Raw genomic sequence first — 14,609 nt, 5'->3', positions numbered from 1 at the left:
CTGTTGATGAAACGCCTTTTAGCACTTAGTCTTTTTCTGTGGTCGGCGAGCTTTTTCGCCTCGGCCCAAGATTCACTCGCAGTGACGGATATCCGTATTGAGGGTTTGCAACGAATTTCATCGGAAACGGTGTTTTCGGCGCTGCCGATCAGCGTCGGTGACCAAATTGAACCCAGATCTTTGGCGAATGCCTCGCGGGCATTGTTCAATACCGGTAACTTCGATGATATTCAAATTGGTGTTGACGGTGATGTGCTGGTGGTGCGGGTGGTTGAACGCCCTGCAATCAGCGCCATTAGCTTGGAAGGCAACAAAGCGCTAGCGACAGAGGCGCTGATGGACGGCCTTAAAGGGGCGGGGCTGGCAGAGGGGCAGGTCTTTAAACGCTCGACGCTAGAAACCATGGGCATGGAACTAACTCGGCAGTACGTTTCTCAGGGGCGCTACGATGCTAGTATTGAAACCGATGTGGTTGCTGAGCCTCGCAACCGCGTGTCGATTAGCATTATTATCGATGAAGGCAGCAACGCGACCATCGAACACATCAATATTGTTGGCAATACCATTTACGACGACGAGACCCTACTCGATCTATTTGAATTGAAGACAGGCGGCATGTTTTCCTTCTTCAGCAGCGCAGACAAATATTCTCGTGAGAAGCTAAAAGGCGATCTCGAAAAGCTTAACTCCTACTACTTGGACCGCGGCTACCTATTATTTAATGCCGACTCGGTTCAGGTCGCCATTAGCCCTAACCGAAAGTCAGTGTATATCACCGTGAATGTGGAAGAGGGTGAAAAATACACCGTTAGCGGCGCGGAACTGTCCGGCGATTTGGTATTACCTGAAGACGACTTGTCACGTTTTGTTTTAGTAAAAGAAGGCCAAGTGTTCTCGCAAGCTCTCGTGACCAGTACCGAAGAGTTTTTAACCAAGCGCTTAGGTAATGAAGGCTATAACTTTGCCAAGGTGCGCGGCATTCCAGAGCGCAATGAAGACGCAAAAACTGTCGCGCTAAAGTTTTTTATCGATCCTGGTAAGCGGACTTATGTTCGCCGTATTGATTTCGAAGGTAACTCACGTACCTCAGACGAAGTACTGCGCCGTGAAATGCGTCAATTTGAAGGCGCGCCTGCATCGGCTGATAAAATTGAATTGTCGCGGGTACGCTTGGAGCGCTTAGGTTTCTTTAAGGAAGCTAAGGTTGATACCTTAGAAATACCAGGTAGCGATGATCTGATTGATTTGCACTATAAAGTAGAAGAGCAAAGCTCTGGTAGTCTTGGCGCCAGCTTGGGTTTCTCTCAGGATAGCGGCCTGCTACTGAGCGCGAATATTCAACAGAACAATTTCTTTGGTACTGGTCAGCAGGTTGGTTTCGGCGTTTCGCGCAGCGACTTTGCCACCAGTGTTAACTTTAATTACACAGACCCCTACTTCACCGAAGATGGCGTTAGCCGTGGTTTCTCAGTGTATTACCGCACCACAGACTACGAAGAAATTAACGTAGCGAGCTATACGACTGATACTTACGGTAGTAGCGTGAACTTTGGTTACCCTATTTCTGAAACTGAGCGTTTGGGCTTTAGTTTGGGCTTTAATCGCACCTTAATAGAAGCTGGTGTAAGTGCCGTTAAAGAGATCAAAACCAGTCCGCGGCTCTTAGATATTATCGATAACTATTTTGTCAGTACCAAGGACGTTACCACTGGGAAATATACCGTTGCCGAAGTGCTTGAAAATATTGCTTCGCTTGAAACTGATTACCCAGGCGCCTTAATAGAACCCGAGGAAGAAGGCTTTCTAGATAAATACGGTGAAGAATTTAATAACTTTACCGCCGGTATGTCATGGCGCCAGTCGACCTTGAACCGTGGCCTATTAGCTACCCGAGGTGCCTCCCAGTCGCTGTCAGTTGAAGTCGCGGTTCCCGGTTCTGATCTGGAGTACTTTAAATTAGGCTACGAAGGCCAGCTATATGTACCGTTAACGAATAGCTTTACCTTCCGCTTCCGTACCCAATTAGGTTATGGCGACGGCTATGGTGAGCTAAATGAACTGCCTTTCTATGAAAACTTCTATGCCGGTGGTTTTGGCTCGGTACGGGGCTATAAAAGTAATACCCTTGGTCCGCGCAGCTCAACTGCTGACATTTACCGCATAAGCCAAGCGGCAACCGCGATAGACGCCGACGGCAATGCCCGTGCGCTATCTGCGCAAGGCGCCTACGTTCTAGATCCTGTTACTGGGCAGCTGGTGGTTGATAGCACCAGTGGCCGTCGTCGCGATCCAGACCCCTTCGGCGGCAATGTGCTCGTTGAAGGCAGTATTGAATTGCTCTTCCCGTTGCCTTTTGTAAAAGATCAACGCTCTGTTCGCAGCGGCTTTTTCATTGATGCGGGCAATGTGTTCAGCACGAGTTGTGGTGCTACTCAGCTTAACTGCAGTACACCGGGTGTATCGGATTTACGGTATTCAGCAGGGGTCGGGGCAACTTGGATTACCGGCTTTGGACCGCTGACCTTTAGCTTAGGTCGGGCGCTGAATCCAGAAAAAATTGATGATACTGAAATCTTTCAGTTCTCATTGGGTCGTAGTTTCTAACTGATAGTAAAATAATGGATAGGAGTTTTTCATGAAGTTTTATAAGGTAGTTGCCGTTGCTGTTATGGCTTTATGGGCTTGCGGCGCTGTTGCAGAAGGTCGGATAGCGGTTTTTGATGTTGAAGCTGCAGTGCTGAATACCGATATGGCGAAAAAGCGTTTAACCGCTATGCGCAATCAAGCTGACTATAAAAAGAATGTCTCTGAATTAGAGTCTTTAAAGAAGAACTACGACAAGATTGTTGAGCAGTTCCAGAAAGATTTCGATATTCTTAGCGTTGAACAACGTCAAGCGACTAAGAACAAAATAGACGCCGCGCGTGCTGATGGCGAGCATTTAGCCCGTAAGATCGAAGGTGCTAATCAGCAGGAAGCACAGTCTATTCTGCAAGAGCTGGGACCAAAACTGCAGGCGATTCTGCCTCAGCTGGTTAAAGACGAAAACATCGGCCTGTTACTACCACGTAAATCAGTACTTCACGCTGATAGCAGTTACGATATTACCGCTAAAGTGGCTGATAAGTTGAACAACGCTAAGTAATGTCCGCGGCGAAAACATTCAGCCTAGCTGAACTTGCGGCGGTCTTGGAATTAGATTTTCAGGGTGACGCCGCAACCATATTGGCCGGTATAGCGCCTCTTGCTACCGCCAATAATGGTGATCTTAGTTTTTTATCAAATAGTAAATTTAAAGCCGCGCTGCAGAATAGCTCTGCCAGCGCGGTGATTCTCCATCCTGAACTTGCTGTCAATTATCGTGGTAACTGCTTGCTAGCAGCGGACCCCTATCTCGCTTATGCAAAGGCCAGCGCGCTGTTTGACCCCTTGGAAAAGCCCCGAGCAGGAGTGCATCCTAGCGCGGTCGTTGTTGCGGAAGACGTTGATGACTCGGTGAGTGTTGGTGCAAATTGTGTTATTGAGAAAGGCGCTGTCATTGGCGCAGGCACGGTGTTAGGTCCCGGTACGGTTATAGGCGCTAATTCACGAATCGGTAATAATTGTTATATTCACGCCAATGTGTCGATCTATCACGGCGTAAGTATCGGTAGTGACGTTGTCATTCACTCTGGTGTTGTGATCGGTGCCGATGGCTTCGGCTTTGCAGCAAGCGTCCAAGGTTGGCAAAAAATTCACCAGTTAGGCGGCGTTAGAATTGGCGATCGAGTCGAAATCGGGGCCAATTCCTGCATTGATCGCGGCGCCCTAGAAGATACCGTCATTGGTGACGATGTGATCTGCGATGATTACACGATGATTGCGCATAACGTGATTGTGGGGAATGGTACGGCAATGGCAGGGGCGTGCCAGATTGCGGGTAGTACGGTTATCGGGGAGCGCTGTACTTTTGCCGGCAATGTGGGCGTGGTGGGGCATATAACAATTGCCGATCAAGTGCATATTACGGCCAGAGCATTAATTACTAGATCTATTATGAAATCGGGCTCCTATTCTAGCGGTACGGGAATGATGGAGACGAGTGTTTGGCGGCGAAATGCTGCGCGATTTGCGAAGCTCGACGAATTGTTTCGGCGAGTCATGTTTCTGGAAAAAAAGTTAAAAAACAAGTAAAGGATGAAAGCTGAGTCATGCTGATGGACATCAATGAAGTTAAAGAATACCTGCCGCAACGCTATCCGTTTCTTTTAGTTGACCGGGTACTTGAGCTTACGCTAGGTGAATCAATCGTTGCTCTGAAAAATGTAACCGGCAATGAAAACCATTTTAATGGCCATTTTCCCGAACTGCCAATTATGCCCGGTGTCTTGATTATAGAGGCGATGGCGCAAGCAGCGGGAATTCTAGGGTTTAAAACCCTAGATAAAAAACCGGCGGAAGGCTCGATCTACATGTTCGCTGGCGTTGATAAAGCGCGGTTCAAGCGTCAGGTGGTGCCTGGTGATCAACTTATTCTCAAAGCGCAGTATGTGTCAGATAAAAGCGGCTTGTGGAAGTTTGAATGCCAGGCCTATGTGGAAGACAAACTGGCTGCGTCTGCGACAATTTTGTGTATCGACCGGAAGAGTAAGTGATTGTGACTGAAAATATCCACGCTACGGCTGTTATAGACCCTCGTGCGATTATTGATCCCAGTGCGGTGATCGGTGCTGGGGTCACGATTGGTCCGTGGACGATGGTTGGCGCCGATGTTGAAATTGGCGAATCTTGTGAAATTCGCTCTCATGTTGTGTTGATGGGGCCGACCAAAATTGGAAAAAACAATCGTATTTTTCAGTTTTCGACGATTGGTGACGACACCCCAGACCTGAAATACAAGGGTGAGAAAACTGAACTCATTATTGGCGACGATAATGTGATTCGTGAAGGTGTGACGATTCATCGCGGAACGATACAAGATCGCGGTAAAACTATAATTGGTAATAAGAATTTACTGATGGCCTATGTTCACGTGGGGCATGACTCGGTGATTGGTGATAATTGTATCTTGGTAAACAATGCCTCGCTTGCTGGCCATGTTGTGGTTGGTGATTGGGCAATATTGAGTGGTTATACGCTAGTACATCAGTTTTGCTTGATCGGTGCCCACAGTTTTGCCGGTTTTGGCTGTGGCATCAGTAAAGACGTGCCAGCCTACGTTACGGTGAGCGGCACCCCAGCCCAGGCAAAAACAATCAATAGCGAAGGCCTAAAACGCAGAGGCTTTACTGCCGAGAGCATTGCGGCAATTCGTCGCGCTTACAAAATTATTTATCGCCAGAACAACACGGTGGAAGAGGCATTGACGGCATTGGCGCCGCTGATTGCCGAGTTTCCAGACGTGCAATTATTGGCGGACTCTTTGCAACAATCTCAGCGCGGTATTGTGCGCTAAATTGCGTTTTTCTGCTGCGTAAAATGGCAACTCTATGACTCCATTACGAATCGGTATTATCGCCGGAGAAGCTTCCGGTGATATTTTAGGCGCTGATTTAATTCGCGCAATCAAAACACGTTACCCCAACGCGGAGTTCGAAGGCGTCGGCGGCCCCTTAATGATTGAGCAGGGCTGCCGCAGTCTCTGCGATATGGACCGCCTGTCAGTAATGGGTATTGTGGAACCCTTAAAGCGCTTGCCTGAATTACTACGCCTGCGTCGCTTCTTGAAGTCCCATTTTTTAAGTTGGCAACCCGCTATAGTTATTGGTATCGACTCGCCAGATTTCACCTTAAACATAGAGCGATATGTGCGTGAGCGCGGTATTAAAACACTGCACTACGTAAGCCCGTCTGTGTGGGCATGGCGTCAAGGTAGGGTAAAGGGTATTGCGAAGTCGGTGGATCATATGCTGACCTTATTCCCTTTTGAAGAGCGCTTTTATCAAGAGCATGGTGTTCCGGTCACTTGTGTGGGGCACCCCCTTGCAGATCAAATTCCACTGACGGATCAGCGCAGTGCGGCGCGAGCGACGCTGGACGTTGAAGACGGACACCCAGTGTTGGCAATATTGCCCGGCAGCCGGAGCGGCGAAGTCGCTCAGCTGATAAAGCCATTTCTGGAGACTGCGCAATGGCTGCGCCGTGCTCAACCCAATATAGAGTTTTTGATTCCCGCCGCCAATGCCGAGCGCAAAATCCAAATTTTGCAGGCGATTGGCGCATTTTCCCAAGACTTGCCCGTGCGGGTGGTGAGTGGTCAGTCGCGCACAGTAATGGCCGCGTCAGATGTGGTATTGATGGCATCGGGAACCACCAGCTTAGAGGCGCTGTTGCTGCAGCGCCCTATGGTTGTCGCGTATCGCTTTGGCAAGTGGTCTTATAAATTGCTGTCGCGCTTGGTTAAAACGCCGTTCTTTTCATTGCCAAACCTATTGGCTCAACGCGCGCTGGTACCTGAAGTTCTGCAGGACGAAGTGCGAGCCGAAGTTATGGGGCCACTGTTGTTGGAACAGTTAAACAACGCCAATCATCGTGAAAGTTTGATTAATGAATTTCAAGGCATTCATCGCCAGCTGGCGCAAGCCGCCAGCGAAAGGGCCGCCGATGTTGTTTTGGCCTGCGCCGGAGTGAGTAATGTCCCAGATTAATGACTTGTTTGCTGAATTTGATGTGCCTGAATTAACCGCCGGTGTGGACGAGGTGGGGCGAGGCCCTTTGTGTGGCGACGTCGTCACCGCCGCCGTGATTCTCGATCCTGCGCGACCGATCTCGGGTTTGAATGACTCTAAGAAGCTCACGGAAAAGCGCCGCGAAGCGCTTTTTGCTGAAATTCAGGAAAAGGCCTTGAGCTTCTGTATTGCGCGGGCATCAGTGGCGGAAATAGATGAAATCAATATTTTACAGGCGAGCTTACTGGCCATGCACCGAGCGGTCGCTGGTTTGTCGATTCAGCCGGAGTATGTCTTAGTTGACGGCAATAAAGTGCCAAAATGGCCCTATAAGGCCGAGGCGGTTGTGAAGGGCGATAGCCGTGTACCTGCCATTGCTGCGGCGTCGATATTGGCAAAAGTAACGCGGGATCGCGAGATGATCGCGCTTGATGGCGTTTACCCCGGTTACGGTATGGCTGGTCATAAGGGCTACCCTACTAAAGTGCATATGGAGGCCCTGCAGCGTTTGGGCGTGACCCCAATTCATCGGCGTAGCTACGCGCCGGTGCGCGCCATGCTGGAGTCGGAGCAATGATGAATGACAGCTTTGTGCATTTACGGGTGCACTCGGAGTACTCGCTGGTCGATGGCTTAGTGCGGGTTAAAGAGCTGACCAAGCGAGTTGCTCAATTGGGCATGCCCGCCGTAGCACTCACGGATTTAAATAATTTTTACGCTTTAATTAAGTTTCAAAAGGCGGCGATGGGAGCTGGGGTTAAGCCCATCTTTGGCTGCGATTTACTGATGCGTGATGACGATGACCCTGATCAGACTACGGTCATCTGCCTACTGGCGCAAAATGAAAAAGGCTACCGCAATCTTACCGAACTCATTTCTCGCGCGTATCAAGATGGCCAGTATTTAGGCAAGGCCTATGCGTACCGCAGTTGGATTGAGCAGGCTAGCGAGGGTTTAATTGCTTTGTCTGGCGGTCGCGAGGGTGATGTTGGACAAGCACTTCTCGCCGGTAAGGCTGATATAGCCCAACATAGTTTGTCGCGCTGGTTGGCGGTATTTCCCGACCGTTTTTATCTGGAACTGCAGCGCACCGGCCGTCAAAACGAAGATGATTATATTCATGCTGCTATAGACTTAGCTGAGCGCAATAACTGCCCTGTGGTCGCCACCAACGATGTTCGGTTTTTGGATGCCGGTGAGTTTGAAGCTCACGATGCTCGGGTGTGTATTCGCGATGGCCGGGTTCTAGATGATCCGCGTAGGCCACGCAATTACAGCGACCAACAGTATTTGCGCAGCCCAGCAGACATGGCAGAGCTGTTTGCCGATATTCCTGAGGCTCTGCAAAACAGCGTTGAAATTGCCAAGCGCTGTAATCTTACTATTCAGCTAGGCACGTATTATCTGCCAGAATACCCAATACCAGAGGGCTTGACGCAAGAGGCTTACTTTCGCCAGCTCTGCCATGATGGCTTGGATCAGCGTCTGGATTTTTTGTTTGATCGTAATTCGCCAGAATTTGAAGCTCACCAAAGCGAATATCGCGACCGTCTGGAATTTGAACTCAACGTTATATTGCAGATGGGGTTTCCAGGCTATTTCTTGATCGTTATGGATTTTATTCAGTGGGCTAAGGATCATGATATTCCGGTTGGCCCCGGCCGGGGTTCTGGTGCCGGATCCCTAGTTGCGTACGCGCTAAAAATTACCGATCTTGACCCCATTCAGTACGATCTCCTGTTTGAGCGATTTTTGAACCCAGAGCGGGTATCCATGCCCGACTTTGATGTCGACTTTTGTATGGAGGGCCGGGATCGGGTTATCAATTATGTGGCCGACAATTATGGCCGCGATGCAGTAAGCCAGATTATTACCTTTGGTACCATGGCCGCTAAGGCGGTGGTGCGGGACGTTGCCCGAGTGCAGGGCAAGGCTTACGGCCTTGCTGATAAACTGTCAAAAATGATTCCTTTTGAGGTGGGTATCACCTTAGAGAAAGCCTTTGAGCAGGAAGAGATTCTTAGAGAGTTTTTAGCCGCAGATGAACAAGCCCAAGAAATTTGGGATATGGCCACTCAGCTCGAAGGTGTTGTGCGGGGGGTGGGTAAGCATGCAGGGGGTGTGGTTATTGCGCCGTCTAAGCTTACTGATTTTGCGCCGCTTTATTGTGACGACGCGGGCGGCGGTTTGGTTACGCAGTTTGATAAGAGCGATGTTGAAGAAGCTGGCCTGGTTAAGTTTGACTTCTTGGGGCTGCGTACCCTCACCATCATTCACTGGGCATTAAAAATTGTGAACGCTCAGCGTGCCAAGCTGGGTGAAGATCCTCTCGATATTATGTCGATTCCGCTACAGGATCGACCGACCTTCGACATGCTGAAGCGTGCAGAAACCACGGCGGTATTCCAGTTGGAATCCCGCGGCATGAAGGATTTGATCAAGCGGCTCCTGCCAGACTGCTTTGAAGATATTATCGCTTTGGTGGCCTTGTTCCGTCCTGGCCCATTGCAGTCGGGCATGGTTGATGACTTCATTAATCGTAAACATGGCCGCGCCGAGCTGGCCTATCCGCACCCTCAGTATCAGCACGAATGCTTGAAGCCCGTGCTCGAACCGACTTACGGCATTATCCTGTATCAGGAACAGGTTATGCAGATCGCTCAGGTGATGGGTGGTGTTAGTCTAGGTGGTGCCGACTTATTGCGCCGCGCGATGGGTAAGAAAAATGCTGCAGAAATGGATAAGCAGCGCAGCTTGTTTCAGACAGGTGCAGTCGAAAAGGGCTTCTCCGAAGAGCTGGCGTCGAATATTTTCGACTTAATGGAAAAGTTCGCGGGCTACGGTTTTAATAAATCTCACTCCGCTGCCTACGCTTTGGTTTCCTACCAAACTGCCTGGTTGAAAACCCATTATCCCGCACCCTTTATGGCGGCGGTAATGAGTTCGGAATTAGACAATACCGACAAGATTGTTATCTTCATTGAAGAATGTCGGGAAATGAAACTGGACTACAAGCTGCCTTCGGTAAACGAAGGCGAGTATATGTTCACGGTGAATGATCGCGGCCAAATTGTTTATGGGCTTGGTGCTATTAAAGGCTTGGGCGAAGGCCCGGTAGAAAATATCATTGCCGCTCGCAATAGTGGTGGGCCTTTTAAAAACCTCTTTGAATTTTGTGAACGCACCGACCCGCGCAAAGTGAATAAGCGCGCTATAGAGGCGCTTATTCGCTCAGGTGCCTTTGATGATCTCGGTGAAGATCGCGCGGTACTTATGGCGGCCATGCCCGATGCCGTGCAAGCTGCGGAGCAGGCGGCAAGCAACGTCGAAAGCGGGATGATGGACTTGTTTGGCGGTAGCCTCGCCGTTGAAGACGAAGGCGGTGATGTCTATGCGAGTTTTAAAAATGTCAGGCGCTGGACAACCAAAGAGCGCTTGCTCGGCGAAAAAGAAACCCTAGGTCTTTATGTTACCGGGCACCCTATTGATGATTACGAAGCGGAATTGCGTCGTTTTGTGCCAAGGAAAATAGTCGATCTTAACCCCGAGAAGCATCCCCAGACCATTGCTGGATTGGTGATGAGTACCCGCACCATGAAGAACAAACGCGGCGATACCATGGCCTTTGTGTTATTGGATGACCGCAGTGCACGAATCGAGGTGGCTTTATTCAGCGATGCCTACGATGAGTGTCGGGAAAAGCTCATAAAAGACACCGTGATCGTGGTTGAGGGCGTGTGTAGCAACGACGAGTACAGCGGCGGCAAAAAAATGCGGGTGAAGGCGGTGCGCAGCATTGCCGAGGCGCGGGACCAGCACGCCCGAGAGCTGCAGCTGTCGGTGAGCGTGGAAGCGGTCAACGATGATGCCATTGCGCGTTTAAAAGGCGCGCTAAGTGTTGCCAAGGGCGGCCGCTGCCCAGTCGTGATAAATTATCAGCGACCTGAGGGTAGTGGCAAAATTCGTCTTGGTGACAATTGGCGAATCCTGCCAAATGATGAGTTATTACTGCGCTTAGGTGAGGAGTGTGGCGCAAATAACGTGGTCATCAATTATGATTGACGTATAATCACCCTATTAAATGAGCCTATTTACCATTTGGATAGCATAGGCTTCACTGACGACAACAAGTGAATAAGTGAGCGATGAACCCCAATTATCTTGATTTTGAACAACCCATTGCGGAGCTGGAAGCCAAGATTGAAGAGCTTCAGTTAGTTGGCAGCGATAATGACCTGAATATTAGTGAAGAAATCGCTAAACTTCGGGAAAAAAGCAGCAAATTAACGGAAAAGATTTTTTCCAATCTCACGCCTTGGAATGTCGTTAAAATAGCACGGCACCCCATGCGGCCTTATGCACTGGATTATATTCGCCGAATTTTTACTGATTTTGACGAGTTACACGGTGATCGGCATTTTGGTGACGATGCTGCCATTGTTGGTGGTATTGGAAAAATCAACGGTATGCCCGTCATGGTGATCGGCCAGGAAAAAGGCCGAGGCGTTACCGAGAAAGTTAAACGCAATTTTGGTATGCCCAAGCCTGAGGGGTATCGCAAAGCCCTGCGTCTAATGCAGCTGGCGGAACGCTACAAGCTGCCGATTGTAACCTTGATTGACACTCCGGGGGCCTACCCCGGTATCGACAGTGAAGAGCGTGGTATCAGTGAGGCCATCGCGCAAAACTTGGCGGTAATGTCGCGATTAAAAACCCCAATAGTGTGTGTTGTTATTGGTGAGGGCAGCTCTGGTGGCGCCTTGGGTATTGGGGTGGGCGATCATATTGCCATGCTGCAATACTCGACCTATTTTGTTATTTCCCCAGAAGGCTGCGCCAATATTATTTGGAAAAGCACCGAGTTTGCACCCGATGCCGCTGAGGCAATGGGTCTGACCTCAACGATTCTTGAAGAATTGGGTATTGTTGATGCGACTATTCCTGAGCCTCAAGGCGGTGCGCACCGCGATATCGACAGCAGTGCCGAGCGGGTTCGCGAGCATCTTCTAACCCAGATCAAGCGTCTGCAGGCCCTGCCTGAAAAAGAGCTGTTAGAGATTCGCTATGACCGCCTGATGTCCTACGGCACCAGCTGATTAAGGCGTCGAAGTGGTGGTGAGGGGCGCGGAGTCGGCAATGGCAGAACTGCTGCCCCTCATCACAAAATCACTCGCGCCGTATTTAACTCGGCGAGTTTGGTGGCTGGCTTTTAGTGGCGGCTTAGATTCTCAGGTTTTACTGCATTTAGTTTGGCGTTTGCGCGAGCAGGCGCACTCCAGCGATACCTCCTTCCCAGAAATTCGTGCTATTCACGTTGATCACCAGCTGCAGGCAGCGTCGACGGCCTGGGCCGACCAATGTGAGCAGCAATGCGTCGCTTATAATATTCCGTTTACCCTAAAAGTTGTGAATGTTGAGGGGCGTCGGCGCGGTGTGGAGGACTTGGCGCGGGTCGCCCGTTACCAAGCGTTCGAAGCGACGTTAGGTGACGGGGATTTGTTGTTATTGGCGCATCACCTTGATGATCAAGCCGAAACCTTATTGCTGCGCTTACTTCGCGGTGCGGGGGTGACAGGTTTAGCTGCAATGCCCGTTAGGCGCGCGCTGGGAGCGGGTGAACTGTATCGGCCCCTGCTGTCAACTTCACGTGCCGAGCTTGAAGCCTATGCGGTGGCTCAGGACTTATCCTGGGTCGACGACCCCAGCAACCTTGACACGCATTACCGCCGTAATTTTCTGCGCCAGCAAGTCTTGCCGCAGCTTACGCGGCACTGGCCGGATTACCGTCAAAGCTTTGGCAGAGCGGCGGCTTTGCAGGCGGAAACTGCCCAGCTATTGCATGGCTATATTAGCCAAGATCTAGCCAGTTTGTGCGCAGAAGATGGTTCGCTGAACTTGCATAAATTGGCGGCGCTACCAGAAATTCGCCAGCGCGCGATCCTTCGGCAATTCATTATTAATCGCAGTGACCTAGCGCTGTCGTCGGCCCAGCTGGGGACGATAGTTGAACAATTCCTTTACGCGGGTGGCGACCGTCAGCCGCAATTTCGTTTGGCTGCTGGTGTGTTGTTGCGCGCCTATAATCAGCAGTTGTTTTGTGAGCTAGGTGTGGTTGAGGCGCCAAGCTCGCTGCCGAGCGAATTGGCGTGGAACTTACACAGCGAGCTGCTTATTCCCGGAGTAGGTCGCTTATTGGCGACGCCTGGCGGACCTTTTATGCCTCGTGGTCCGGTGTCGATACGGTTTCGCCGCGGCGGCGAACGCTGCCGTTTGGCGGGCCACGCCCATCACCGGCCACTCAAAAAGCTTCTGCAAGAGTGGGGGTTGCCGCCGTGGCAGCGTGAGCAGCTGCCGCTGATCTTTTGCGGTGAGATCTTGGCTGCGGTGGCTGACTTGGCTGTTTGTGAGGGGTTTGGCGCCGAGGCGGACGAAACGGGTTGGAATATACACTGGATGCCGGAGGCGCTGACCTAGTCGCTCGGGTCTGCTAGAATGCGCAGCTCGTAAAAAGAGCGCCAGCCATGACTACTGTAGACCAATCCGCTGTAAACCCTCTAGACAATATCCGCATTGTGCTGGTGAATACCTCTCACCCTGGCAATATTGGTGCAGTTGCTCGCGCCATGAAAAATATGTGCCTGAGTCAGCTGTATTTAGTTGAACCTCGTAAATACCCCCACGATGAAGCGACCTGGCGGGCGGCGAGTGCCGACGATGTACTTAATTCGGCGGTGGTGTGCGAGACCTTGGATGAGGCGATTGCCGATTGTCAGTTGGTAATAGGCACCAGTGCCAGAGAGCGCACCGTGCCGTGGCCGCTACTCGACCCTAGGCACTGTATGGAGCGGGGCTACGCCGAGGCGGCCGCTGGGCATAAAATTGCGCTCGTGTTTGGTCGTGAAGACCGGGGCTTAACCAATGAAGAGCTGCAGCGCTGTAACTTGCACGTGCATATTCCGGCTAACCCAGAATACAGCTCCCTTAATATAGCTATGGCGGTGCAGGTTTTGGCCTACGAAGTGCGCATGCAGCACCTCAGTGGTGAGCTTAATAATAATGATATGGCCGACTGGGACGTGCCTGTGGCCGGCGCTCAAGACTTAGAACGCTACTTGGTTCATCTTGAGGAAACCTTGCGGGATATTAATTTTTTGCGCCCGGAAGCACCTAAAAAACTAATGACCCGCCTGCGTCGTCTCTATCAGCGTACACGACTCGATGAAATGGAAGTGAATATTTTGCGCGGTATTTTAACGTCTACTCAGTATTGGGTGCGTAAAGCCAAAGCAGATGAGTCGTCAGAGGCGGGCGGTACTGCGGCGCCTAATAGTGGTGTTGATGGGGCAGAGTGATTATAATCGCCGCTCCCACGCGTTTTAAACCCTACTAAATTCCTCGGCTATATAGTTGACCATTTTGCTAGGTTATTGCATAATTGCACCGTAGATTAAACGGGTATAGCTATGCGATTGACGACAAAAGGACGCTATGCCGTTACAGCGATGCTGGATTTGGCGCTGTACGGCGACCGAGGTCCCATAAGTTTGGCTGATGTGTCTAGTCGGCAGGACATTTCCCTGTCTTATCTGGAACAGTTGTTTGCCAAATTGCGCCGCAAAGAGCTGGTTTCCAGCAGTCGTGGTCCAGGTGGTGGTTATCGCCTGAGTCGCCCGAGTGAAGAGATTTTCGTTGCCGATATTATTGATGCGGTCGACGAACGGGTGGACGCCACCGGTTGTGCTGGCAGCAGTGATTGCCAAGATGGGCATACCTGCTTAACCCATAATTTGTGGACCGATTTAAGTGATCAGATCCACCATTTTTTAAGTGATATCAGCTTGGCGAGTTTGGTTGAGCGGCGCGATGTGCAATCGGTTTCGGCGCGTCAGTTACAAAAGGCGCGCAATGCGCAGTCAATTATTCTGACTGCGGTAGATTAGTTATTAGCTCGGTGCTGAGGTA

Annotated in this window: 12 protein-coding genes; all 12 read left to right on the top strand. The window is 50.6% G+C overall.

The features are described from left to right. Window positions 1–6 precede the first annotated feature (6 nt). The 12 genes from bamA to HNQ57_RS01950 all read left to right on the top strand — a co-directional run bounded on the left by bamA (window position 7) and on the right by HNQ57_RS01950 (window position 14,587). Complete coding sequence (gene bamA, locus HNQ57_RS02005; RefSeq protein WP_184460938.1) at window positions 7–2,604, top strand: outer membrane protein assembly factor BamA; 2,598 nt, start codon at window positions 7–9, stop codon at window positions 2,602–2,604. 31 nt (window positions 2,605–2,635) lie between these two features. Beyond that, on the top strand, window positions 2,636–3,145 hold the full coding sequence (locus tag HNQ57_RS02000; RefSeq protein ID WP_184460937.1) for an OmpH/Skp family outer membrane protein: 510 nt from the start codon (window positions 2,636–2,638) through the stop codon (window positions 3,143–3,145). Then, on the top strand, window positions 3,145–4,173 hold the full coding sequence (gene lpxD, locus HNQ57_RS01995; RefSeq protein ID WP_184460936.1) for a UDP-3-O-(3-hydroxymyristoyl)glucosamine N-acyltransferase: 1,029 nt from the start codon (window positions 3,145–3,147) through the stop codon (window positions 4,171–4,173). The genes HNQ57_RS02000 and lpxD overlap by 1 nt, the downstream gene beginning before the upstream one ends. A gap of 20 nt (window positions 4,174–4,193) precedes the next feature. After that, entirely contained in the window at window positions 4,194–4,634 is a 441-nt protein-coding gene (gene fabZ / locus HNQ57_RS01990; protein WP_184461122.1) for a 3-hydroxyacyl-ACP dehydratase FabZ, read from the top strand. Further along, window positions 4,631–5,434 carry an acyl-ACP--UDP-N-acetylglucosamine O-acyltransferase gene (lpxA, locus tag HNQ57_RS01985; RefSeq protein WP_184460935.1) on the top strand — a complete coding sequence of 268 codons (804 nt, stop codon included), beginning with the start codon at window positions 4,631–4,633 and terminating at the stop codon, window positions 5,432–5,434. Before fabZ ends, lpxA begins: the two co-directional genes overlap by 4 nt. Before the next feature lie 34 nt (window positions 5,435–5,468). Next, on the top strand, window positions 5,469–6,626 hold the full coding sequence (gene lpxB / locus HNQ57_RS01980) for a lipid-A-disaccharide synthase (protein ID WP_184460934.1): 1,158 nt from the start codon (window positions 5,469–5,471) through the stop codon (window positions 6,624–6,626). Next, a complete protein-coding gene (gene rnhB, locus HNQ57_RS01975; RefSeq protein WP_184460933.1) occupies window positions 6,613–7,224 on the top strand; it encodes a ribonuclease HII in 612 nt (203 codons plus the stop codon). Before lpxB ends, rnhB begins: the two co-directional genes overlap by 14 nt. Then, window positions 7,224–10,709 carry a DNA polymerase III subunit alpha gene (gene dnaE / locus HNQ57_RS01970; RefSeq protein WP_184461121.1) on the top strand — a complete coding sequence of 1,162 codons (3,486 nt, stop codon included), beginning with the start codon at window positions 7,224–7,226 and terminating at the stop codon, window positions 10,707–10,709. The genes rnhB and dnaE overlap by 1 nt, the downstream gene beginning before the upstream one ends. An 83-nt stretch (window positions 10,710–10,792) precedes the next feature. Beyond that, on the top strand, window positions 10,793–11,743 hold the full coding sequence (accA, locus tag HNQ57_RS01965; protein ID WP_184460932.1) for an acetyl-CoA carboxylase carboxyl transferase subunit alpha: 951 nt from the start codon (window positions 10,793–10,795) through the stop codon (window positions 11,741–11,743). Between the two features lie 40 nt (window positions 11,744–11,783). After that, window positions 11,784–13,121, top strand: coding sequence for a tRNA lysidine(34) synthetase TilS (gene tilS / locus HNQ57_RS01960; RefSeq protein WP_184460931.1), 1,338 nt, complete (start codon window positions 11,784–11,786; stop codon window positions 13,119–13,121). A gap of 47 nt (window positions 13,122–13,168) precedes the next feature. Beyond that, on the top strand, window positions 13,169–13,999 hold the full coding sequence (trmJ, locus tag HNQ57_RS01955) for a tRNA (cytosine(32)/uridine(32)-2'-O)-methyltransferase TrmJ (RefSeq protein ID WP_184460930.1): 831 nt from the start codon (window positions 13,169–13,171) through the stop codon (window positions 13,997–13,999). A gap of 111 nt (window positions 14,000–14,110) precedes the next feature. Beyond that, a complete protein-coding gene (locus HNQ57_RS01950; RefSeq protein WP_040803085.1) occupies window positions 14,111–14,587 on the top strand; it encodes a Fe-S cluster assembly transcription factor in 477 nt (158 codons plus the stop codon). Window positions 14,588–14,609: the final 22 nt, after the last annotated feature.

Source organism: Zhongshania antarctica (assembly GCF_014202945.1).
Lineage (GTDB): Bacteria > Pseudomonadota > Gammaproteobacteria > Pseudomonadales > Spongiibacteraceae > Spongiibacter > Spongiibacter antarcticus.
The sequence above is the reverse complement of the archived record's forward strand: the minus strand, read 5'-3'. Positions and strand labels throughout refer to the sequence as shown.

Excerpts from the sequence above, each read along its gene's own strand:
- lpxB (WP_184460934.1), top strand. The coding sequence starts at position 5,469 with ATGACTCCATTACGAATCGGTATTATCGCCGGAGAAGCTTCCGGTGAT.
- HNQ57_RS02000 (WP_184460937.1), top strand. The coding sequence starts at position 2,636 with ATGAAGTTTTATAAGGTAGTTGCCGTTGCTGTTATGGCTTTATGGGCT.
- accA (WP_184460932.1), top strand. The coding sequence starts at position 10,793 with ATGAACCCCAATTATCTTGATTTTGAACAACCCATTGCGGAGCTGGAA.
- lpxD (WP_184460936.1), top strand. The coding sequence starts at position 3,145 with ATGTCCGCGGCGAAAACATTCAGCCTAGCTGAACTTGCGGCGGTCTTG.
- rnhB (WP_184460933.1), top strand. The coding sequence starts at position 6,613 with ATGTCCCAGATTAATGACTTGTTTGCTGAATTTGATGTGCCTGAATTA.
- HNQ57_RS01950 (WP_040803085.1), top strand. The coding sequence starts at position 14,111 with ATGCGATTGACGACAAAAGGACGCTATGCCGTTACAGCGATGCTGGAT.
- trmJ (WP_184460930.1), top strand. The coding sequence starts at position 13,169 with ATGACTACTGTAGACCAATCCGCTGTAAACCCTCTAGACAATATCCGC.
- bamA (WP_184460938.1), top strand. The coding sequence starts at position 7 with ATGAAACGCCTTTTAGCACTTAGTCTTTTTCTGTGGTCGGCGAGCTTT.
- dnaE (WP_184461121.1), top strand. The coding sequence starts at position 7,224 with ATGAATGACAGCTTTGTGCATTTACGGGTGCACTCGGAGTACTCGCTG.
- tilS (WP_184460931.1), top strand. The coding sequence starts at position 11,784 with ATGGCAGAACTGCTGCCCCTCATCACAAAATCACTCGCGCCGTATTTA.